The following is a 19,694-nucleotide window of genomic DNA, read 5'->3' on the forward strand; positions in this document are numbered from 1 at the left end:
TATACTATGCTATATTTTTAACAGACATTTTATCTTCTGATTTATTTTAAACAAGAACATGCTTTGACATGTCGTGAGGTGAGTGAATGAACCGAGTAGTTGTTACAGGTCTTGGCGCGGTTACACCGCTGGGCAACACAGTAGATGCGCTTTGGGACGGGCTAAAAAACGGAAAATCCGGTATTGGACTGATTACCAAATTTGATACAGCTGACCATAAAGTGAAAGTGGCGGCTGAAGTCAAAGATTTTGAACCTTTGCAATATATGGAAAAGTCAGATATTCGCAAAAATGACTTATTTGCACAGTATGCTCTAGCCGCTGCTACACAAGCCATGGAAGACAGCAAAATTATTGATAGCATTGAGCCTGAAAGAATCGGCACCTATGTCGGTTCTGGTATTGGTGGCCTTGGAACTTTTGCCGAAGAACAAACTGCCTTGCTTGAAAAAGGTACCAAAAAGGTTTCTCCTTATTTTATACCTAAACTAATTGCCAATATCGCAGGTGGCATTATTGCGATTAAATACAATCTGCAAGGGGAATGTCTGCCTGTTACAACCGCTTGTGCCACGGGCAATAATGCCATTGGTGAAGCTTATCGTGCGATTAAGCATGGCTATTTAGATGCTACCGTAGCCGGTGGCGCAGAAGCCGCTATCGTACCAGTTGGTGTAGCCGGATTTGCCAATATGAAAGCGCTTACTTCTGAAGAAGACCCATCAAAAGCTTGTACCCCGTTTGACGCACGTCGCAGTGGTTTTGTCATGGGTGAAGGTGCTGGTATTTTAATTCTTGAAAACTACGATCATGCTATTGCTAGAGGCGCGAAAATTTACGGTGAAATTGTGGGCTATGGTGTCACTTGTGATGCTCACCACATTACTGCACCACACCCTGAAGCTATTGGCGGTGCAAGAGCTCTTAAGATGGCGTATGATGAAGCAGGAGGAATCGACGATTTCTCGAAATTATATGTCAATGCACACGGAACAAGCACCCCTATGAATGACAGTTGCGAAACCCTTGCCATTAAAAAGGCTTTGGGCGAAGAAAACGCCCATAAGGTAATGGTCAGTTCTACCAAATCTATGACAGGGCACATGCTTGGAGCTGCGGGTGCAGTAGAAGCGATTGCCTGTATTCTAGCGCTAAAAAATGGTATTGTTCCACCTACCATTAACTATCAAGAACCTGACCCTGCTTGCGACCTCGACTATGTGCCGAATCAAGCTCGAAGTGCTGATATTGAGCTGGCTCTTTCTGCTTCACTGGGTTTTGGCGGACATAACGCCTATCTTGCTTTCAGAAAAGTAAACGACTAATTTTCAAGGAGAATTCGAATGGATATCAAACAAATCGAGAAGCTTGCCGCCATTATGACAGATGCTAACTTGACTTCGATTTCAATCAAAGAAAATGATACTGAAATCACTTTGGAAAGACAATCTCCTGCCGCTTCTGCCAACTCTTTTCCTGTACCATTCAGCGCTAATGAATGGAGAGACGCAGCCAGCGTTGGTATAATTGGCCAAGCTGATACTGTTACTACCATTGTCACAGATGACACTACTTCTTGCCAAGGAAACCTAGTTACATCCCCTACAGTGGGTATCTTTTATGCTTCGCCTTCTCCTGACAGCGAATCTTTCGTTCAAATTGGCTCAAAAGTGAAAAAGGGTGATATTCTTTGCATCGTCGAAGCGATGAAGTTAATGAATGAAATTACTTCTGATTTTGACGGTACTATTGCTGAAATCTGTGTAGGAAACGGTCAAGTGATTGAATATGGTCAACCGCTTTTCCGCATTGTTTAACGAAGTCATTTTATTTTAAATAAGGTTATTCGATATTGTAATAGATATGTGCTTGGATAAAACTAGCGTCTCTCTTTTTCCTTTAGGTCATGATGCAAAAAGAGCGAAACTAAGCCATGTGCCAATATTTTATATGTTTTACCGTTAATGCCCATTCTGCGGCATGGAAAGGGTTAATCATCATGAATAAAGAAGAAATTAAAAATATATTGCCCCATAGAGAACCTATGCTTCTCGTAGAAGAGGTTGAACTAATTGACGGCAAATCAAAAGGAAAATACACCTTAAAAGGTGATGAATATTTTTTGCAAGGACATTTCCCGGGCAATCCTGTAGTGCCGGGTGTTATTCTTTGTGAAATGCTTGCTCAGTCTGCCTGCGTACTGCTTGCCAGCGGACAAACCGAAAAATGTACCCCTTTCTTTACCAGTCTTGATAAAGTGAAGTTTAGAAATCCTGTCAAACCGGGTGATATTTTTGAAACAGAATGTGAAATTGTGCGCACCAGAGGAAACTTTTATTTTGCTAAAGGCAAGGGAACTGTCGGCGGCAAACTGGCGGTAAGTGCTGAATTTTCTTTTGCGCTTGTGTCAGAAGAAAAAACACAAGCATAAGGAGTCTGTATGTTCACAAGAATTTTAATTGCCAATCGGGGCGAAATTGCGATTCGTATTATCAGAGCCTGCAAAGAGATGGGTATTTTTACCGTTGCCGTCTATTCAGAAGCCGACAAAGAATCTTTGCATGTTGCTTTGGCAGACTTGGCGATTTGCATTGGAAAAGCGCCTGCTTCTGAAAGCTATCTTGATAAAAAACGCATTATTTCAGCGGCTCTCGCGACCAAAGCGCAAGCCATTCACCCTGGCTATGGCTTTTTATCTGAAAATGCCGACTTTGCCAAAATGTGCGAACGACACGGCATTTGTTTTATTGGCCCCAATTCTGACATTATCTCTAAAATGGGCGACAAAGATACCGCTAGACGAGTGATGAAAGAAAACGGTGTGCCAACTACACCCGGCAGTGACATCCTCAAAGATTTTGAAGAAGCGAAAATCGCCGCTGAAAAAATTGGGTATCCTATTTTGCTCAAAGCCAGTGCCGGCGGTGGGGGAAAAGGCATTCGCTTGGTCACAAACCCGGAGGGCATGGAGAAAGAATTTAAGACTGCTTCAAATGAGGCTCAAAAAGCGTTTGGCGACGGCAGAATGTATCTTGAAAAATTCCTTAGTCCTGTCAAGCATATTGAAGTGCAGCTTTTGGCCGATGAAAAAGGAACGGTTGTCTGTTTAGGTGAGCGTGAATGCTCCATTCAAAAAAACAATCAAAAGTTAATTGAAGAATCTCCTTCTTCCGCAGTCGACGATAAAACACGCGAAAAGCTGATTGAAGCTGCTACAAAGGCCGCTAAAGCAGTTGGTTATATGAATGCCGGCACAGTTGAATTTTTGATGGATACCGCCGGGAATTTTTACTTTATGGAAATGAATACCCGATTACAAGTTGAACACCCTGTCTCTGAATTGGTCACAGGAATTGACATTGTTAAATGGCAGATTCGTATTGCAGCGGGCGTTCCGCTTGATTTCACGCAAAAAGATATTGAAGTCAAAGGCGCTGCCATTGAATGTCGTATCAACGCCTTAAGTGCCGGCAAAATTAATTTCTTTATTATGCCGGGCGGTCCTTGGGTTCGATTTGATACTTTTGTCTACCAGGGCTATGATGTCCCGCCTTATTATGATTCTATGCTGGGCAAATTGATTGTATATTCTTCTACAAGAGAAGAAGCGATTCGTAAAATGCAATCGGCCCTTTGCGAACTGGTTGTAGATGGAACCAAGAACAATATTGAAAGTCAGATTGCCATTGTTCGTGACCCCGACTTTAAATCAGGAAATTATTTTACAGATTTTATGAAAAACAGGAGCTGATAACGTGGATTTGATGGGACTGTTCCGCTCTCCCCAAAATGAACTGGAAAAAGGGGGACGCAAAGCAGGTAGTGAAGAAAATAGCGGGATTCAAACAACTTGTCCCGGATGTGGTGCTGTTTTAAACGAATCTGACTTATGGGAGAATGAGAAAGTCTGCCCTGAGTGCAGTCATCATTTTCGTCTAAGCCCGAGACAACGCATTGGTTTTCTAACCGATGCTGATAGCTTTGTGGAATTAAATGCCGATTTGAAAAGCAAAGACCTCTTAGAATTTCCCGGTTACCCTACCAAGCTAAAAAATGCAAGGCTCGTTTCTCGTGAAAAAGAGGCTGCCCTTTGTGGAACAGCTCTCATCAAGGGTGAAAAATGTGCTATTTTTGCCATGGACCCTTCGTTTATGATGGGCAGTATGGGTACCATTGTCGGCGAGAAAATTACGGCTCTTTTTGAATATGCCACCGAAAATCAGCTCCCTGTTATCGGCTTTACCGTTTCGGGTGGTGCTAGAATGCAAGAAGGTATTCTTTCTCTTATGCAGATGGCAAAAACCAGTGGGGCTGTAAAAAAGCATAGCAATCAAGGGCTTCTTTACATTGTCGTACTGACCGACCCTACTACAGGCGGTGTTACGGCCAGCTTTGCTATGGAAGGCGATATTATTCTTGCTGAACCGAACGCCACTATTGGATTTGCCGGTGCAAGGGTAATTGAACAAACTATTCGCAAAAAGTTGCCTACTGGCTTTCAAAAATCAGAGTTTTTGCTCTCTCATGGTTTTGTGGATTCTATTGTTGACAGAACAAATCAACGAGAAGTCCTTTCTAAGCTGCTGATTCTTCATAAAAAGGAGGTGTGATTATGGGCGCTTATGAAAAACTGAAAATCACACGTTCTGCAGGTCGACCTACCGGTGTTTCTTTTATCCATAATATCTTCGATGACTTTTTTGAGCTTCATGGTGACCGCCGTTTTTCTGATGATGCCGCTATTATTGGTGGCATTGCTACTCTTGACGGTAAACCTGTTACCGTCATTGCCATTGAAAAGGGACGAGATTTGAAGGACAAAATTAATCGAAATTTTGGCGCTCCCAATCCCGAAGGTTATCGAAAAGCGCTTCGGCTTATGAAGCAAGCCGAAAAATTCGGTCGTCCCGTGGTCTGTTTTATTGATACCTCCGGTGCTTTTTGCGGCATTGGTGCAGAAGAAAGAGGACAGGGACAGGCAATTGCTGAAAATCTTATGGAAATGATGGATTTAAGAGTTCCTGTTATTTCTATGTTGATTGGTGAAGGTGGCAGCGGCGGTGCTTTAGCTTTGGCCGTAGCCGATGAAGTTTGGATGATGGAAAACGCTGTCTATTCTGTTATTTCTCCTGAGGGCTGTGCCAGCATTCTTTGGAAAGATTCTAAAAAAGTAAAAGAGGCTGCTGAATGCCTGAAAATTACAGCAGAAGATATGCTGAAAATGCAAATCATCGAGAAAATTTTTGCAGAAAAAGCAAGCTTCGATGAAGTTTACTGCGACATTAAAGAAGATTTGCAACAACACCTTTCTTTGCTTTCTGCTTTACCTGTCGAGACGTTGTTGGCAAACCGTTATGAACGTTTCCGTAAATATTAAAAAGAAGAGAATCTGACAAATGCCAAATTCAGATTCTCTTTTATTTTTAATAGATTGTAAAATTTTGCGTAAAGAATACTGCTATTCTTAAATTATGGTATAATAGAGTCCAACAAGTTGGACTCATTGGAAAAATGGATTGTCGGCACGAGGTGCCTCCTGCCGCAAGCGGCAACTTCCATTTTTAAAGAGGTTTTATGGTATAATAGATTCTAGCTTTGTTGTATTCAGTTGGGTTATAGACCCAACAAATTAATAACTTGTTACGCAACGATTTTCTCGATAGTACAAATAATGGAATGAGTTTTAAATATGAAAGTTTTACTTCTTTTGGCAAAAGGGTTTGAAACCATGGACTTTAGTGTGTTTGTAGATGTGTTTGGCTGGGCAAGAAACGACTTTGGTATAGACATAGAAATTGAAACTTGTGGTTTTCACAAGACTGTGGTCAGTACTTTTAATATACCCATTCGGGTTGACAAAACCATAGACGAGATTTCTATTGATGATTACGATGCTCTTGCTATCTCTGGGGGATTTGAAGAGTTTGGCTTTTATGAAGAGGCATACGATAAGAAATTTTTAGATATTATCCGTCAATTTGACCGAGCAGGAAAGACCATTGCAACCATTTGTGTGGCCGCCTTACCCCTTGGTAAGAGTGGTATCCTATTAGGAAAAAAAGCTACTACCTATCATCTGAAAAATGCCTATCGTCAAAAGCAGCTAGCAGATTTTGGTGTTGCCGTCATCAATCAACCCATTGTTGTCGATGACAATATTATTACCTCTTATTGCCCTGAAACGGCCGCATCTGTTGCCTTTGAGCTTTTAAAAATATTGACAGATGAAACACAAATGCAATTGGTGAAAACGGCTATGGGTTTTTAGTTTTTACAAGTACCCTTATGATAAACAGGAAAAAATATTTTACTCTATAAGAAGTTTATGTTCTAGAAAGGATTGTAACCCCCATGTCTATGAATTTTATTAAGCAGCTGCCTGATCCTGATGAATTAAAGGCGATTCATCCCTTATCAAAAGAACTTGCTGCTCACAAACAAAAGAGAGATGCCGAAATTCGCGATGTTTTTACAGGAAAATCAAACAAGTTTGTCGCTATTGTCGGACCTTGCTCGGCTGACAGCGAAGATTCTGTTTTGGAATACTGTGAAAAACTGGCTGATTTGAGTGAAAAAATAGCAGAAAAAGTTCTGGTGATTCCTCGGGTTTACACCAACAAACCCCGCACCACCGGTGAGGGCTACAAAGGGATGCTCCACCAACCCTCTCCTGATGAAAAACCAAATCTGATGGCCGGTATTTTGGCCATTCGTAAAATGCACATTCATGTAATCGAGAACACGGGGTTAACCTCTGCTGATGAAATGCTTTACCCTGAAAACCGTGCCTATTTAGATGACCTCCTTTCGTATGAAGCCATTGGCGCACGCTCGGTTGAAAATCAGCAGCACCGTTTAACTGCCAGTGGAATGGACATCCCTGTTGGTATGAAAAACCCTACTAGCGGTGATTTTTCGGTTATGTTCAATTCGGTATTAGCTGCACAAGGCAGCCACCATTTTATCTACCGAAATGCTGAAGTTGCTACCAACGGCAATGATTTATCTCACGTCATTCTACGTGGTGGTGTGAATAAATACGGTAACAGTGTGCCGAACTACCACTATGAAGATTTAATTCGACTATCCAGCATGTATGAAAAATTGGATTTGAAAAATCCAGCCGCCATTATCGACGTGAATCATTCAAATTCAAACAAACAATTTAAAGAGCAAATTCGCATTGTCAGTGAAATTTTGCACAGTCGAAATTACAACCCCAGCCTCAAAAAGCTGATTAAGGGTGTCATGATTGAAAGCTATCTTGTTGAGGGAACTCAACCGATTGATTGCCAGCGCATCTATGGAAAATCGATTACCGACCCTTGCCTTGGCTGGGAAGATACAGAAAGATTGCTCTATAAGATTGCTGAAAACTGTTAATTTCACTGCTTGAAAGATTTATTTGTATTTTTAGGTTTTTAGGAGGCTCTTTATTTTGAAACATGTTATAACTGCTTTAAAGGCTTTTATTGTCGGCGGAACTATGTTGGTCCCCGGTGTCAGCGGTGGCTCCATGGCTATGATTTTGGGTGTTTATGATGATTTGATTTCATCCGTCAGCTCTTTTTTTAAGAATAAAAAGCGAAACGCACTTTTTCTTGGTCTCTTCGTTGTTTTTGCTCTTTTAGGAATTGTTTTATGTGCAAGCCCTTTGGAATCTCTTACTGATAAGTTTCCAAAAATGATTCTATTTTTCTTTATTGGTGCCATTGCAGGTGGTGCCCCCATGATGGTCCGCAAAGCTAAAATTCAAAAACTTGACTGGCGTGTGCTTGTTTACCCTCTCATTGGCTGTCTAGGCGTATTTTTGATTTCTCTTATTCCTGAGGGCCTATTTAATACAACCGGCACCGGTTTCTTTCATTCTTTGATGCTTTTAGTTGCCGGCCTTATTGTTGCCATTGCTTTAATTTTGCCGGGTATCAGCACTTCTCATATGTTGCTAACTTTAGGACTTTATGAAAGTATTCTGAAAACCATTAAATCGCATGATATTGGTGCTATTCTTTCTCTTTGGCCTTTGATTCTTGGCCTTTTGATTGGTATTGCCGCCTGTACTCGTCTGCTTGAAAATCTACTGAATGATCATCCGACTATTACTTATTTAATTGTCTTTGGCTTTTTGATTGGTTCTGTTGTCGACGTCTTTCCGGGTTTACCAATCGGCTGGGAAATTCCGATTTGTCTTGTACTTTTTGCTGCTGGGTTTGCTGCTATTTTCTTTATGACTAAGCTTGAAGAGAAAAAAGAGCTCGCTGATGCAACTTCTCCAAAAGATGCCGCATAATTTGTCATCTGCCATTAAAAGATTTCTGCAATCACATCTTAGCGAAGGGATGGTTGTTAAAATGAAGGGGATTTCACGCCGCTGGTTTGTCAATACAGTTGGTCTTATTGTCGTCATTTTAGTGACATTTATTGTCGTCCTCTCTGTTACGGTGCAGAGCTATGCTTATAATAGCATTCAGCAAGTCCTAAAAGGTCGTGTGGACGAGCTGCTGAATGTCCTCTCATCAGGCTCTGGGGGCTATAAAACTTCGTCAGACTTTTCAACAGTTTCCCGAAATTATATTGAAAACTTCCCTGACAAAAACTCGATGGAGATTATGGGAATCGATCGAGATGGCAAGATTTTTATCACCTCAACTGGCTTTAACCCCGATTTTAACCAGAAAATGCCCGATTATGAAGAAGCGATTCTCAGCGAAGATAATTATGGTTTTCAGGTTTTTCTGTTGAATACAGGGGAAAAAGTCATGGCCATTACTCGTACGGTGCGCGACGCTGATCAAAATATGTTGGGGTCTATACGTTATATGGTATCTCTCGAAAAAGCAGACCGCCAAATCCGATTAATTGTCAGTACCCTGATTTTTATCGGCATGATTATTATCCTCATTGTATTTCTTTCAGGTCTTTATTTCGTAAGATCGATTGTCTTGCCTGTGCAACAAGTAACCTCCAGTGCCAGACGAATTGCGCAGGGCGACTTTGATGTTCGTATCCAAAAGAAAAAGGAAGATGAAATCGGCCAGCTTTGTGACTCTATTAATGACATGGCACGTGAGCTGGGTGCTTCTGAGCAGATGAAAAATGACTTTATCTCTTCTGTCTCCCATGAGCTTCGCACACCACTAACATCGATTAAAGGCTGGGCAGAAACCATTACAGCCGGTGTTGACCCTACCACAGAAAAAAGAGGCATGGGTGTTATTATCCATGAATCAGAACGCTTATACAGCATTGTAGAAGAGCTTTTGGACTTTTCTCGCTTGCAAAGTGGTCGCATGGTTCTCAATATTGCCAAAATTGATTTGATGGCCGAGTTAGGTGAAGCCGTTTATATGTTTACGGATTTAGCAAGAACTGAGCAAAAGCAATTTACCTATGAGGAAAATGCTATTTTGAGTCCTATTTTAGCTGATGTAAACCGCTTAAAGCAGATTTTCATTAATATTTTAGACAACGCTTTTAAATATACCGATGAGAATGGAGAAATTAACGTTAGTACCGAAGAAAGTGATGGTTGGATTTCTGTTTCTATCTCCGATAACGGCTGCGGTATTCCACAAGAACATCTACTCAATGTTAAAAAGAAATTCTACAAAGCCAATCAGGTTGTCCGTGGTTCTGGTATTGGGCTTGCTGTTGTAGATGAAATTATTAAACTGCACGGTGGCACCTTTTCTATTCAGAGTAAAGAGGGGAGAGGAACAACCGTTACTGTACAATTTCCCACCCTTGCCTTTATAGAACAACATCCTGATGAAGCCTATATTCCTGAAATTCAAACTTATTTAAACAATCACAATGAAAAAGGAGCTTAAATAAATGCCAAAAGAAAAAATCACTTCTATTGGTGGTCAAGCCTTAATGGAGGGCATCATGATGGTTGGCCCACATAAGCGTGTGGCAGCATTTTGTGATAAAAAAGGGCAGATTACGACCGAAGAAATTGAATTTTCCCCTCTATCAAAAAGATACCCTATTTTAAAAACACCTTTTATCCGTGGCTTTTTTGCCATGATTGACTCTTTCCGCTGTGGATATGCTGCACTTTCTCTCTCTGCAGACCACTTTTTAGAAGATGAGGAAGAAGAGCCTAGCAAACTTGATAAATGGCTCGACGAAAAATTAGGTGAAAAAGGTTCCAATGCTATTATGTCTGTAGCTGGTGTTCTAGGCCTGTTATTAGCCGTTCTTCTTTTCTTCTTTTTGCCTACTTTTTTGGTCAATCTTTTATATGGCGTGGTCGGTAATCTTTTTGCTGGTTGGCGCTCACTGCTTGAGGGTTGCCTTCGACTCGTAATTTTTTTGCTTTATTTAGCCGGCGTGGGGCAGATGAAAGACATGAAACGCCTGTTTATGTATCATGGTGCAGAACATAAAACAATCTTCTGCTATGAAAAAGACATGGAGCTGACAGTTGAAAATGTGCGCAAGCAAACCCGATTTCATCCTCGCTGCGGCACTAGTTTTATGGTTCTTATCTTAATTATCAGTATCGTCGTTGGATTTTTCATTCCCTTTACCAATCCTTTTTTACGCACCTTCGCAAAATTGCTGACAATTCCGGTTGTTATGGGTATTGGTTATGAACTGCTTAAATTTTCAAGCCGCCACGATAATTTCTTGACTAGACTAATCTCTGCACCGGGTTTATGGGTACAAAGATTAACAACGAAAGAACCTACCGATGACTCTATGATTGAAGCTGCCATTGAAGCAATGAAAGCTGTTATTCCTGAAAACGGAGAGGATCTGATTGCATGACTTTGAATGAACTCTATTTGCACAGTAAAGTTGAACTGCAAAAAGCAGCGATTGAAGATTTTGAATTTGAATCTGTCGTTCTTATCCGCCATTTCTTTCATCTCACGCATAATGAATGGCTATCAAAACGTAATGAGGCCGCTTCTCCACTGTTGACGGCACCTTTTTTGAAAGCTGTAGAAGAACGAACCACACACAGACCTCTGCAATATATTTTAGGTTCTTGGGAGTTCATGGGGCTTGAAATTGCGGTAGGGGAAGGTGTTTTAATCCCCCGCGATGATACGGAGGTTTTGGTACGCACAGTTTCAGAATGGCTTGCTGATAAGGAAGATGCTGACGGCTTAGATTTATGCGCCGGCAGCGGAGCTATTTCACTTGGTCTTTCTTCTCTGCACCCTGATCTGAGAATGACAGCGATTGAAATATCTTCCACAGCCTTTTCTTTTCTTGTTGAAAACTTGGATAGCTATGCCGAATATGATATTGTGCCTGTACAGGGCGATATTTTTGACGAAGAGCTTATCCATAGTTTTACTGGCACATTTGACTTTATCGCCTCAAATCCCCCTTATATTGAATCAGATGAGCTACCTACTCTGCAAGAAGAAGTACAGCGAGAACCTCACTTAGCTCTTGACGGCGGAAAAGATGGTTTGCTATTCTATCATGAAATCGTCGCTAAGTGGAAAAATTGTTTGAAGCCAGGTGGTTTATTGGCCTTTGAAATAGGCGAAACGCAGGCTGATTCTGTTACAAATATCTTAAAAGAACATGGATTTTTCTCTATTGCCGTACATAAAGATTTAGCCGGACTAAATCGTGTTGTAAGTGGTATCAAGACTTAATTTTGCTTTTCAAACCCCCTTTATGTTAGGTATTTTAGTATCTAGCATAAAGGGGGGTTTCTTTTGTAAAAGCAGTGTCAAATCATTTACAGGGCCGCTAACATTCAACAAACTTGATTAATTCTGTTAAATGTTGAATACCTTAATAGCTCCCTCCTGCTTATGGCAAAACAATTGGCACTTCAATTTCTACATTTATGTGTTTTGCTCATAAAAAAAGGAAATCTCTGATTTAGAGATTTCCTTTTTATTTACTAGCTATTATTTTTCTATTTTGCTGTATAAAGGGGCGTCTACCACATCTTGTTTAGGCCCTCTGCTTTGCACAGGTCTGCTGTTGTGATTCTGATTCTGCGCATAAGGACGGCGGTTGTTATTGTTACCGCTTCGATTGTTGTTGTATGGTGGTTTTCCACCGCGGTTTTGATAGTTACCTCTGCGGTGATTATCTCTTCTCGGAAAACGCTCTCCATTTACAGAGCCAATCACAACATGGCGAAGTAAATCTTCTCCCTCACTCCAAGACTTTGCTCCTTCGATATCTTGAACAGCTGTATGTATAATTCTTCTCTCATACGGGTTCATTGGCTCTAAGGAATGATTTCTTCCTGTCTTGAGTGCTTTTTGCGCCATTTTTTTGCCCAAAGACTCTAATGTTTCTTTTCTCTTCTCACGGTATTGGCCGACATCCAATGTAATACGATAGTATCCGTCGCCGCTATGGTTCGCAACCAATGAAGCCAAATACTGCAAAGCATCTAATGTTTCGCCTCGATGACCAATGATAAAACCCACATCTTGATCATTTAAAACCAATTCTGCTCCGCTTTCATTTTTGCGAATTTCTATGCCAACGTTCACAAGACCCATTTCTTTCAGCACAGATTTCAAATACTCGGCTGCTGATTCAGCGGCATCCAATTGCTTCAAAAACACTTTCACTTTTGCGGGACTTCCGCCAAACAGACCAAATGTCTTCTTGACGGGCGTTTCTAAAATTTCAAACTCAAATTCATCTTCTGATCTGTCAATACCCAATTCTGCACAGGCTCTGTCAAGAGCAATTTCCACTGTCTCGCCGGTTGCGATTGCTTCTTTTAACATGAATAATTCCTCCTCAATTGCCGACATTCACTCGGCTCTCGCTTACTTTTTACTGCCCAAATACTGATCAGAATTACGTGATTTTCCGGAAGATTTCTTTCCGGTTCCCTTTTGTGCTGTTTTTTTCTTATTATCTTTTGGTTGATTTATGGCTGCTTCATCTAGTTTCTTTGCAATTTGTCTTTGTGCATCTGCTGACAAAGGATTGATTTTTTCTTCAGCCAACGCAAGTGTTACGGCTCTTTGTGCTTCTGATTTGGCTGTCATATGATGTATGCTGAAAAATTGATTGGTAATAGCAGTTTGAATTGTACTTGTAATACTTTGTGCGATAAAATACAAACTAACCGCTGCGGGGTATGAAAAGGCAAGATAGGCAAAGAAGAAATTCATACCGTACATCATGAATCCCATACAGCCTTTTTGCTGTCCTTGTGCTGCTGCTTGAGCAGGATTACTGCGCTGCATATAAATCTGGCTAGCAATGGATACAAGAAGATACCCCACTGGTAAGATCCATAAAATATTACTCCAATTGCCAAACTCAGGGCTTTGAAGCAAGTCTAATCCTAAAAAGTTAAAGCCTTTTGAAAGCTCTGTTATTTTTTCAACATCAGCTGGGGTAAACATGGTCAGCTTATCTTGCAACGCTCCAAAATTGCGAAGAATTTCAAGCTCTGCATAATAACCCATATTACCTGAACCAGGAATTCTTGACACATATTGCGTGGCTTGTGCAATGGTATCTTTCGCAATATGCAAGGTGTTGCTAAGCGGCTGTGACACTGAATACATAACACCAATCATAACAGGAAAAGTCAAAAGCATTGGTAAGCAACCACCCATTGGGTTGATACCTTCTTTTTCTTGCAGCTTCATCAATTCTTCGTTATATTTTTGCTTGTTGTTGCCATAGATTTTTTGAAGTTCTGCTTGCTTTTTTGCAAATTTAGACTGCGACGCCATCCCTCTTTGCTGTTTTAGCGTAGAAGGGAACAAAATGAGTTTTGTTAAAATAGTAAAAAAGATGATGGCCACACCATAATTTTTAAATATAGCAAAAAGTGCCCAGAGCAAATAGCCCAGCAAGCCACCAATCAGGTTAAAAATATCTCCCATAAAACAAAAACTCCTTTAAGCCCAAGCAATCTCTTGTTTTCAAGTTGCTTGATTACTTATTCTCTTTCTTTATTTTTCTTTCCGGTACTGGGTCATAGCCACCTTTGCTAAAAGGATTGCAACGCAAAACCCGCCAAACTGTTAAAATGGTGCCTTTAAAAGCCCCAAAGCGTTCAATTGCCGTTAAGCCATATTCCGAACAGGTGGGAATATAGCGGCAAGATGGTCGCGTATGGGGAGAAATGTATGTTCGGTAAAATTGAATGACAGCCATCAGTATTTTTTTCATCTAGGCTTGTCACCTTCTTTGTTTAAAAAGGAACCCGCTTGGCTTTGTCAAACAGGTTTCGTCTCTTTATTATACAATCCGGCCTTTTTAAGGCTTGTTTCTAACTGCTTTTTCACCTGCTGCATTTTCACATAAGGTGTTTTCCCTCTAGCTACAAAGATATAATCATTACCTGATTGCAGATAGGGAGAAATTTCTCGCCAAGCTTCTCTTATAATTCTTCTGCTGCGATTTCTTTTTACTGCATTGCCTATTTTTTTGCTTGTTGTAATGCCAATCCTGGTTTTTTTCTCTCTGTTTTTAAGGACATAGACAACCACCACCGGAGTTACAAAGCTTTTACCTCGGTTATAAATCCGCCTAAAATCATTATTATGGCAAATTGGTGTAATCTGACTTTTCATAATAAAAGAGAACCCTTTCCCTTCAAACTGAAAGAAACAAAATCATTATAAACAAAGAAAGGTCACGCATTGGTGACCTTAAAGGCATTAGTAAGACAATCTAGCTCTGCCCTTTGCGCGACGGCGTGCTAAAACTTTTCGTCCGTTTTTGTCTGACATTCTTTTTCTAAAGCCATGCTCCTTTTTTCTGTGAAGCTTTTTAGGCTGATAGGTTCTAAGCATATATAAAACCCTCCTTTCGGGGTAGTTTCCCTGCGAGTAAATATTATAACTTAAAATCATTCAATATGTCAACCTTATTTTTAGCGATTTATCCTGTTTTTACTTTGTTTTTTATTTTTTTGTGATTGATAAAATATTTTTTTGAGATTAAAACGGAAAACCTTGTTGAAAACTTTTTTTCTTACACAAGACCTAGTATTCTATAAATATTTTTCTTTTTATACGCTGTTAATTGGTTTGAAAGTTTCCACAAGTTATGTTATAATGTTGAATACTTTGAGAGATTAAATCTTTGCTCTTGCGATATGTCTAATAAAGCAAACGAAACCGTACTGTGTTTTGTTTGTTTTTGTGTCTTTATTCCACATTTTTACTTTTCTATCGTAAAATCACAGGATCTCTTTGACAGATTATATAAGGAGGAAACGTCTTTGAACTCTTTTGATGAAGCATGGACGTTGATTTGCGACTACTGCAAGTCAAATATTACTGAAGTAGCCTATAAAACCTGGTTTGAAAGGCTTGTTCCTGTCACACTTGAATTTGAAAACGGTACGGCCATTATTGAAGCCCCTAATGAATTTCACAAGCAGACCTTAATCCGCTGCTATCAAGATTTATTAGATGAGGCTTTTCAAAATGTATTTAGCTCTAAAATTAACTTTAAAATTTGTGTGAAGGAAGAAATTCCACAGGCCGCAAACGGGTTTGGTTATTCCGCTTCATCTTCTTCGCAAGCGGACAAAAATGAAGATTATGACCTTTCCTTTGAAACGTTTGTTGTAGGACCCTCTAACCGATTTGCACACGCTGCTTGTTTAGCCGTGGCGTCGAAACCGGCTGTTCTTTACAACCCGCTTTTCATTTATGGTAATTCCGGTTTAGGAAAAACGCATTTATTGTACGCTATTTCCAAGGAAATCAACGATCATTTTCCTAACATGACCATTATCTATATTAAAGGTGACGATTTTACCAATGAAATGATTGAAGCAATCCGTACCGGTACAACTCCAATTTTCAGAGAAAAATATCGTCATGCTGATGTTCTCCTCGTGGATGATATCCAGTTTATCGCTGGTAAAGATTCTACGCAGGAAGAATTTTTCCATACCTTTAATGCTTTGCACGAAGCAAAAAAACAGATTATCTTAACTTCTGACCGCCCACCAAAAGATATTTCCACTTTGGAGGACAGGCTTCAAACTCGTTTTGAATGGGGACTAACGGCCGATATTCAGCCACCGGATTTTGAAACGCGTATTGCTATTATTACCCGAAAAGCTGAAAACCTCGATATTACAATTCCTGATACGGTATGTGAATACATAGCCAATAAGTTGAAAAGTAACATTCGTCAACTTGAGGGTGCTGTCAAAAAAATTAAGGCTTATAACTTATTAGAAGGTAAACCACTTAATGTGGCAACCGCGCAAGCTGCTATCAGCGATATTATCAATAACAGTCAACCAACCCCTGTTACTGTCGATAAAATTATTGAAGAAGTGGGTAGAACGTACGGAGTATCTTCCGATGAAATTCTCTCGCAGCTAAGAAAAGCTGAAATATCTACAGCAAGACAAATTGCTATGTATATTGTAAGAGAGATTACTCAGCTTTCTATGGTAGAAGTAGGAAAAACATTTGGAGGCCGAGATCATTCAACGGTTGTGTATGCGATCAAACAAGTTGAAAAAAACATTAAAAGTGATCCTCATACCAAAGCAACCATTGACGATATTATTAAAAACATTCGCGACCGATGAGGTCGAAATTTTTTCCACATTTTTTTAAACATTCAACAGTGGATTGTCAACAGTTTGTGGACTAAAAAAATCTTTCAACTTCTTTTCACTTTTCCTCAACAGAGCAATCTGAAAAACTTTCAGCTGTTTTGATTATGGTAGAACTGAAAAAATGAAAGTTTTCAACAAATTCACAGCCCCTACTACTACCACTAAATCTATTACATTCACAACACAGTATAAAACCATAAATTTCTAACCCACAGCTAAAAAGGAGAACTTCTATGAAATTTACTGTTAATAAAAAAGAAATTACTGACGCTGTGCTTAATATACAACGCGCAGTCTCTACAAAAACCTCCATTCCAGTCCTAGAAGGAATACTCATCAAAACAGGCGAGCTTTCTGTTGAAATGAGCGCTTACGATTTAGAACTAGGCATAAAAACAGTTATTGCTGCAACCGGAATCCAAGAGGGAACAACAGTTCTAAGCGCTAAACTGTTTTCTGAAATTGTTAGAAAATCTCCTGCAGAAATTATCACGGTTGAAGTTGACGAAAAACACATGGCCACCATTGTAAGCGGCCACAGCAATTTTTCCATCATTGGATTTTTACCGGAAGAATTCCCAGAATTGCCCAAATTGGAAGATTCAACTATTTTTAATCTCCCTTCAAAAATGCTAAAAAGCATGATTCGCCAAACAAGTTTTGCCATTGCTGAAAGCGACGCAAAACCAATTCATCAAGGTGGCCTTTTCAACATTCAAGATGGCCGGCTAGACATGGTCGCAGTTGATGGTTATCGCTTGGCAAAAAGAAGTGAGCTCATCGATTTCAAGGACGAACTATCGTTTGTTATTCCAGGAAAGACACTACGCGAAGTAAATTCCCTTCTAAAAGATGAAGATGATTTAATTGAAATTGCCGCCGGAAAGCGCCATGTTTTATTCAAAATTGGAAATTACACGGTTACTTCTAGTTTGTTAGAAGGTGATTTCTTAAATTACAAAGCTACTATTCCGACTGAAACAGGCATCGAAGTCATTGTAAACACAAGAAAAGTGATTGAAAGTGTTGAACGCGTTTCACTTCTAATTACAGACAGACTAAAAAGTCCTTTGCGCTGCACTTTTGAAGATGACAGCATAAAATTGCTATGTACAACGGCCATGGGCCGAGCCAGCGATCAAATTGAAGCCAGTATCCAAGGCGAAAATATAGAAATTGGATTTAATAGCCGATATTTACTGGATGCGCTCAAAAATACAGAGTGTGATGAAATTAAAATTCAGCTCAATACCGCCCTCAGTCCTATGAAAATTGTTCCCAAAGAAGGCGATAGCTTTTTATTTTTAGTTTTACCGGTAAAGCTAAAATCAAATTAAGAACGGCCTAAAAAATAATGAAGTAATAAATAAATATTTGTAGAATTATAAATTATTGGGTCAAAACCAGTCGAATATTTATGCGTTTTGTAACTTTTATGTATAAATATTATATTATTTCGCATAAAAATTACATTTTGATTTAGAAGGAGTATGCCCTTATATGAAATTACAAGCATTTTTAAAATGGCAAGGTGCGGCTGATACAGGCGGGCAAGTCAAAATGGTGATTCAGGGTGGCTATGTCAAGGTAAACGGAGAAGTTTGCACACAAAGAGGTCATCAGCTCAAAGATGGAGATAAGGTAGAGTTCGGCGGAGAAGTTTATGTATATCAAGCGAATCGTTTATGAGAACTTTCGCAATCTTGCAGACGGTGAAATTTTGCCTGATGAGGGAATGAACGTCATTTACGGAGAAAATGCACAAGGTAAAACAAATTTACTGGAAACCATTTGGCTTTTTACCGGTGGTCATTCTTTTCGTGGGACTAAAGATTGTGAGCTTCCAAAGCTTGAAAAAGAAACCGGAAATAACAGCCATTATACAAAATTGAAGGCTGATTTCTTTAAAGAAGAGAGAAATCAAACTGCAGTCTTAAACATTGAACGTGGAAGAAGACGTTCGGTGATTAATGGTGTTGAAAAGAAAACAGGATCGGCTTTAGTTGGTAAGATTTGTGCTGTTATTTTTTCTCCGGAACATTTACAGCTTGTTAAAGAAGGTCCATCAACCCGACGTAATTTTATTGACAGTGCTATTTGTCAAATTAATCCTTCTTATGTCCGTACACTTACGCTTTATAATCGCTTACTTTTACAGCGGAATGCGCTTTTGAAAGATATAGTTCGACATCCGGATTTATCCGATACGCTTGAGGTTTGGAATTTGCGGCTTGCTAAATATGGCGTGCAAATTATGATACAACGTGCTGATTATATGCGTTTGTTGCAACCTAAATGTGATTTCATTTACGATGGAATAGCCAAAGGCAGGGAGGATATGAAAATTGCCTATGCTCCCAATGTGTTTTTTAAACAAGATGAGTTTACAGAAGAATCTCTTGAGATAGTGATGATTGAAGAACTTAAAAAATCAGAAAGAACAGATATTAAGACAGGGCATACAACAGTGGGTCCTCACCGTGATGATTTGTCAATTGAAATTGGTGGTGTTTCTGCACGCCTGTTTGCTTCACAAGGGCAACAGCGCAGCGCTGTTTTGGCTATGAAGTTGGCTGAAGCAGAGATTTTGCAAGAAAAAACATATGAAGCTCCCATTATTCTTTTGGACGATGTCATGAGTGAATTGGATTCTAACAGGCAAGACTATTTGCTCAATCATCTGTATGACAAACAAGTTTTTATTACTTGTTGTTCGCCTGAAAGTGTAAATTTAATGCAAAAAGGCAAACGGTTTTACCTAGAAAATGGAGTAGTGTCAGCAGAGTAAAGGTAGTGGAAAGGGTTTATGGAAGATGTGGCTTCATTTGGGGAATGATACGATTGTGAGTATGAAAGATGTAATTGGTATTTTTGATTTAGACAATACAACTATTTCGAGTCATACGCGTCATTTTCTATCAGAAGCACAAAAAAAACATCTTGTTATCAATGTCTCTATGGAGCTTCCAAAATCTTTTATTTTGTGTCAAAAAGAAGATAATTTAGTTGTGTATATCTCTCAAATTTCCCCTGCAACATTATTGAAAAGAAGTCTTTCTTTTTCTAAATTTGAATAAATACGGCTTAGAATAAACTTGTCTTTTTGATAGAATTGGTTTATACTATTCTTTTAAAG

Annotated in this window: 22 protein-coding genes; 17 read left to right on the forward strand and 5 right to left on the reverse strand. The window is 39.6% G+C overall.

Annotated elements, in window-relative coordinates:
• Window positions 1-86: 86 nt before the first annotated feature.
• From fabF to prmC, 12 genes are all read left to right on the forward strand, one after another.
• The gene (fabF, locus tag CS931_RS07245; RefSeq protein WP_099205090.1) at window positions 87-1,325 is read left to right on the forward strand and encodes a beta-ketoacyl-ACP synthase II; all 1,239 of its coding nucleotides are present in this window, start codon (window positions 87-89) and stop codon (window positions 1,323-1,325) included.
• 18 nt (window positions 1,326-1,343) lie between these two features.
• A complete protein-coding gene (gene accB / locus CS931_RS07250) occupies window positions 1,344-1,817 on the forward strand; it encodes an acetyl-CoA carboxylase biotin carboxyl carrier protein (protein ID WP_099205091.1) in 474 nt (157 codons plus the stop codon).
• A 182-nt stretch (window positions 1,818-1,999) separates the two neighbouring features.
• Window positions 2,000-2,431: a 3-hydroxyacyl-ACP dehydratase FabZ gene (gene fabZ, locus CS931_RS07255; protein ID WP_099205092.1), complete on the forward strand. Its 432-nt coding sequence runs from the start codon at window positions 2,000-2,002 to the stop codon at window positions 2,429-2,431.
• A gap of 9 nt (window positions 2,432-2,440) precedes the next feature.
• A complete protein-coding gene (locus CS931_RS07260; RefSeq protein WP_099205093.1) occupies window positions 2,441-3,751 on the forward strand; it encodes an acetyl-CoA carboxylase biotin carboxylase subunit in 1,311 nt (436 codons plus the stop codon).
• Between the two features lie 13 nt (window positions 3,752-3,764).
• A complete protein-coding gene (gene accD, locus CS931_RS07265; protein ID WP_099205152.1) occupies window positions 3,765-4,610 on the forward strand; it encodes an acetyl-CoA carboxylase, carboxyltransferase subunit beta in 846 nt (281 codons plus the stop codon).
• Window positions 4,611-4,612: 2 nt separating this feature from the next.
• Window positions 4,613-5,377, forward strand: coding sequence for an acetyl-CoA carboxylase carboxyltransferase subunit alpha (locus CS931_RS07270; protein WP_099205094.1), 765 nt, complete (start codon window positions 4,613-4,615; stop codon window positions 5,375-5,377).
• A gap of 312 nt (window positions 5,378-5,689) precedes the next feature.
• On the forward strand, window positions 5,690-6,268 hold the full coding sequence (locus CS931_RS07275) for a DJ-1/PfpI family protein (protein ID WP_099205095.1): 579 nt from the start codon (window positions 5,690-5,692) through the stop codon (window positions 6,266-6,268).
• A gap of 83 nt (window positions 6,269-6,351) precedes the next feature.
• Window positions 6,352-7,383 (forward strand): 3-deoxy-7-phosphoheptulonate synthase, encoded by a 1,032-nt coding sequence (locus CS931_RS07280; RefSeq protein ID WP_099205096.1) that lies wholly within the window; start codon window positions 6,352-6,354, stop codon window positions 7,381-7,383.
• Window positions 7,384-7,438: 55 nt separating this feature from the next.
• A complete protein-coding gene (locus tag CS931_RS07285) occupies window positions 7,439-8,290 on the forward strand; it encodes a DUF368 domain-containing protein (RefSeq protein ID WP_242964921.1) in 852 nt (283 codons plus the stop codon).
• A 61-nt stretch (window positions 8,291-8,351) separates the two neighbouring features.
• Window positions 8,352-9,830, forward strand: coding sequence for a sensor histidine kinase (locus tag CS931_RS07290; RefSeq protein ID WP_242964922.1), 1,479 nt, complete (start codon window positions 8,352-8,354; stop codon window positions 9,828-9,830).
• 4 nt (window positions 9,831-9,834) lie between these two features.
• Window positions 9,835-10,776: a DUF1385 domain-containing protein gene (locus CS931_RS07295; protein WP_099205097.1), complete on the forward strand. Its 942-nt coding sequence runs from the start codon at window positions 9,835-9,837 to the stop codon at window positions 10,774-10,776.
• The gene (gene prmC / locus CS931_RS07300) at window positions 10,773-11,624 is read left to right on the forward strand and encodes a peptide chain release factor N(5)-glutamine methyltransferase (RefSeq protein ID WP_099205098.1); all 852 of its coding nucleotides are present in this window, start codon (window positions 10,773-10,775) and stop codon (window positions 11,622-11,624) included. The genes CS931_RS07295 and prmC overlap by 4 nt, the downstream gene beginning before the upstream one ends.
• Window positions 11,625-11,885: 261 nt before the next feature.
• Here the strand turns inward: prmC and jag are convergent, their stop codons facing one another.
• The 5 genes from jag to rpmH all read right to left on the reverse strand — a co-directional run bounded on the left by jag (window position 11,886) and on the right by rpmH (window position 14,762).
• Window positions 11,886-12,728 carry an RNA-binding cell elongation regulator Jag/EloR gene (jag, locus tag CS931_RS07305; protein WP_099205099.1) on the reverse strand — a complete coding sequence of 281 codons (843 nt, stop codon included), beginning with the start codon at window positions 12,726-12,728 and terminating at the stop codon, window positions 11,886-11,888.
• Between the two features lie 42 nt (window positions 12,729-12,770).
• Window positions 12,771-13,847: a YidC/Oxa1 family membrane protein insertase gene (locus CS931_RS07310; RefSeq protein ID WP_099205100.1), complete on the reverse strand. Its 1,077-nt coding sequence runs from the start codon at window positions 13,845-13,847 to the stop codon at window positions 12,771-12,773.
• A 52-nt stretch (window positions 13,848-13,899) separates the two neighbouring features.
• Window positions 13,900-14,136 carry a membrane protein insertion efficiency factor YidD gene (gene yidD, locus CS931_RS07315; RefSeq protein WP_099205101.1) on the reverse strand — a complete coding sequence of 79 codons (237 nt, stop codon included), beginning with the start codon at window positions 14,134-14,136 and terminating at the stop codon, window positions 13,900-13,902.
• Between the two features lie 47 nt (window positions 14,137-14,183).
• The gene (rnpA, locus tag CS931_RS07320) at window positions 14,184-14,540 is read right to left on the reverse strand and encodes a ribonuclease P protein component (RefSeq protein ID WP_099205102.1); all 357 of its coding nucleotides are present in this window, start codon (window positions 14,538-14,540) and stop codon (window positions 14,184-14,186) included.
• A gap of 87 nt (window positions 14,541-14,627) precedes the next feature.
• Complete coding sequence (rpmH, locus tag CS931_RS07325) at window positions 14,628-14,762, reverse strand: 50S ribosomal protein L34 (RefSeq protein ID WP_020074590.1); 135 nt, start codon at window positions 14,760-14,762, stop codon at window positions 14,628-14,630.
• A 431-nt stretch (window positions 14,763-15,193) separates the two neighbouring features.
• On the opposite strand from rpmH, the gene dnaA reads away from it, so the two are divergent.
• The 5 genes from dnaA (at window position 15,194) to remB (ending at window position 19,635) form a co-directional block, all read left to right on the forward strand.
• Window positions 15,194-16,528 (forward strand): chromosomal replication initiator protein DnaA, encoded by a 1,335-nt coding sequence (gene dnaA, locus CS931_RS07330; RefSeq protein ID WP_242964923.1) that lies wholly within the window; start codon window positions 15,194-15,196, stop codon window positions 16,526-16,528.
• A 263-nt stretch (window positions 16,529-16,791) separates the two neighbouring features.
• The gene (gene dnaN / locus CS931_RS07335; RefSeq protein ID WP_099205104.1) at window positions 16,792-17,895 is read left to right on the forward strand and encodes a DNA polymerase III subunit beta; all 1,104 of its coding nucleotides are present in this window, start codon (window positions 16,792-16,794) and stop codon (window positions 17,893-17,895) included.
• Window positions 17,896-18,058: 163 nt separating this feature from the next.
• Window positions 18,059-18,247 carry an RNA-binding S4 domain-containing protein gene (locus CS931_RS07340; protein WP_099205105.1) on the forward strand — a complete coding sequence of 63 codons (189 nt, stop codon included), beginning with the start codon at window positions 18,059-18,061 and terminating at the stop codon, window positions 18,245-18,247.
• Window positions 18,222-19,346, forward strand: a complete 1,125-nt coding sequence (gene recF / locus CS931_RS07345) for a DNA replication/repair protein RecF (RefSeq protein ID WP_099205106.1) — start codon at window positions 18,222-18,224, stop codon at window positions 19,344-19,346. Before CS931_RS07340 ends, recF begins: the two co-directional genes overlap by 26 nt.
• A 37-nt stretch (window positions 19,347-19,383) precedes the next feature.
• Window positions 19,384-19,635 carry an extracellular matrix regulator RemB gene (remB, locus tag CS931_RS07350; protein WP_306341533.1) on the forward strand — a complete coding sequence of 84 codons (252 nt, stop codon included), beginning with the start codon at window positions 19,384-19,386 and terminating at the stop codon, window positions 19,633-19,635.
• The last annotated feature ends 59 nt before the right edge of the window (window positions 19,636-19,694 follow it).

Source organism: Scatolibacter rhodanostii (assembly GCF_900197595.1).
Classification (GTDB): domain Bacteria; phylum Bacillota; class Clostridia; order Oscillospirales; family Acutalibacteraceae; genus Scatolibacter; species Scatolibacter rhodanostii.

Bases quoted from the DNA above. Each gene is read 5' to 3' on its own strand.
- CS931_RS07270 (WP_099205094.1), top strand. From the start codon at position 4,613: ATGGGCGCTTATGAAAAACTGAAAATCACACGTTCTGCAGGTCGACCT.
- accB (WP_099205091.1), top strand. From the start codon at position 1,344: ATGGATATCAAACAAATCGAGAAGCTTGCCGCCATTATGACAGATGCT.
- CS931_RS07310 (WP_099205100.1), bottom strand. From the start codon at position 13,847: ATGGGAGATATTTTTAACCTGATTGGTGGCTTGCTGGGCTATTTGCTC.
- CS931_RS07280 (WP_099205096.1), top strand. From the start codon at position 6,352: ATGTCTATGAATTTTATTAAGCAGCTGCCTGATCCTGATGAATTAAAG.
- jag (WP_099205099.1), bottom strand. From the start codon at position 12,728: ATGTTAAAAGAAGCAATCGCAACCGGCGAGACAGTGGAAATTGCTCTT.
- rnpA (WP_099205102.1), bottom strand. From the start codon at position 14,540: ATGAAAAGTCAGATTACACCAATTTGCCATAATAATGATTTTAGGCGG.
- rpmH (WP_020074590.1), bottom strand. From the start codon at position 14,762: ATGCTTAGAACCTATCAGCCTAAAAAGCTTCACAGAAAAAAGGAGCAT.
- dnaN (WP_099205104.1), top strand. From the start codon at position 16,792: ATGAAATTTACTGTTAATAAAAAAGAAATTACTGACGCTGTGCTTAAT.
- accD (WP_099205152.1), top strand. From the start codon at position 3,765: ATGGGACTGTTCCGCTCTCCCCAAAATGAACTGGAAAAAGGGGGACGC.
- prmC (WP_099205098.1), top strand. From the start codon at position 10,773: ATGACTTTGAATGAACTCTATTTGCACAGTAAAGTTGAACTGCAAAAA.
- CS931_RS07275 (WP_099205095.1), top strand. From the start codon at position 5,690: ATGAAAGTTTTACTTCTTTTGGCAAAAGGGTTTGAAACCATGGACTTT.
- CS931_RS07260 (WP_099205093.1), top strand. From the start codon at position 2,441: ATGTTCACAAGAATTTTAATTGCCAATCGGGGCGAAATTGCGATTCGT.
- fabF (WP_099205090.1), top strand. From the start codon at position 87: ATGAACCGAGTAGTTGTTACAGGTCTTGGCGCGGTTACACCGCTGGGC.
- yidD (WP_099205101.1), bottom strand. From the start codon at position 14,136: ATGAAAAAAATACTGATGGCTGTCATTCAATTTTACCGAACATACATT.
- fabZ (WP_099205092.1), top strand. From the start codon at position 2,000: ATGAATAAAGAAGAAATTAAAAATATATTGCCCCATAGAGAACCTATG.
- recF (WP_099205106.1), top strand. From the start codon at position 18,222: ATGTATATCAAGCGAATCGTTTATGAGAACTTTCGCAATCTTGCAGAC.
- CS931_RS07295 (WP_099205097.1), top strand. From the start codon at position 9,835: ATGCCAAAAGAAAAAATCACTTCTATTGGTGGTCAAGCCTTAATGGAG.
- CS931_RS07340 (WP_099205105.1), top strand. From the start codon at position 18,059: ATGAAATTACAAGCATTTTTAAAATGGCAAGGTGCGGCTGATACAGGC.
- CS931_RS07290 (WP_242964922.1), top strand. From the start codon at position 8,352: ATGAAGGGGATTTCACGCCGCTGGTTTGTCAATACAGTTGGTCTTATT.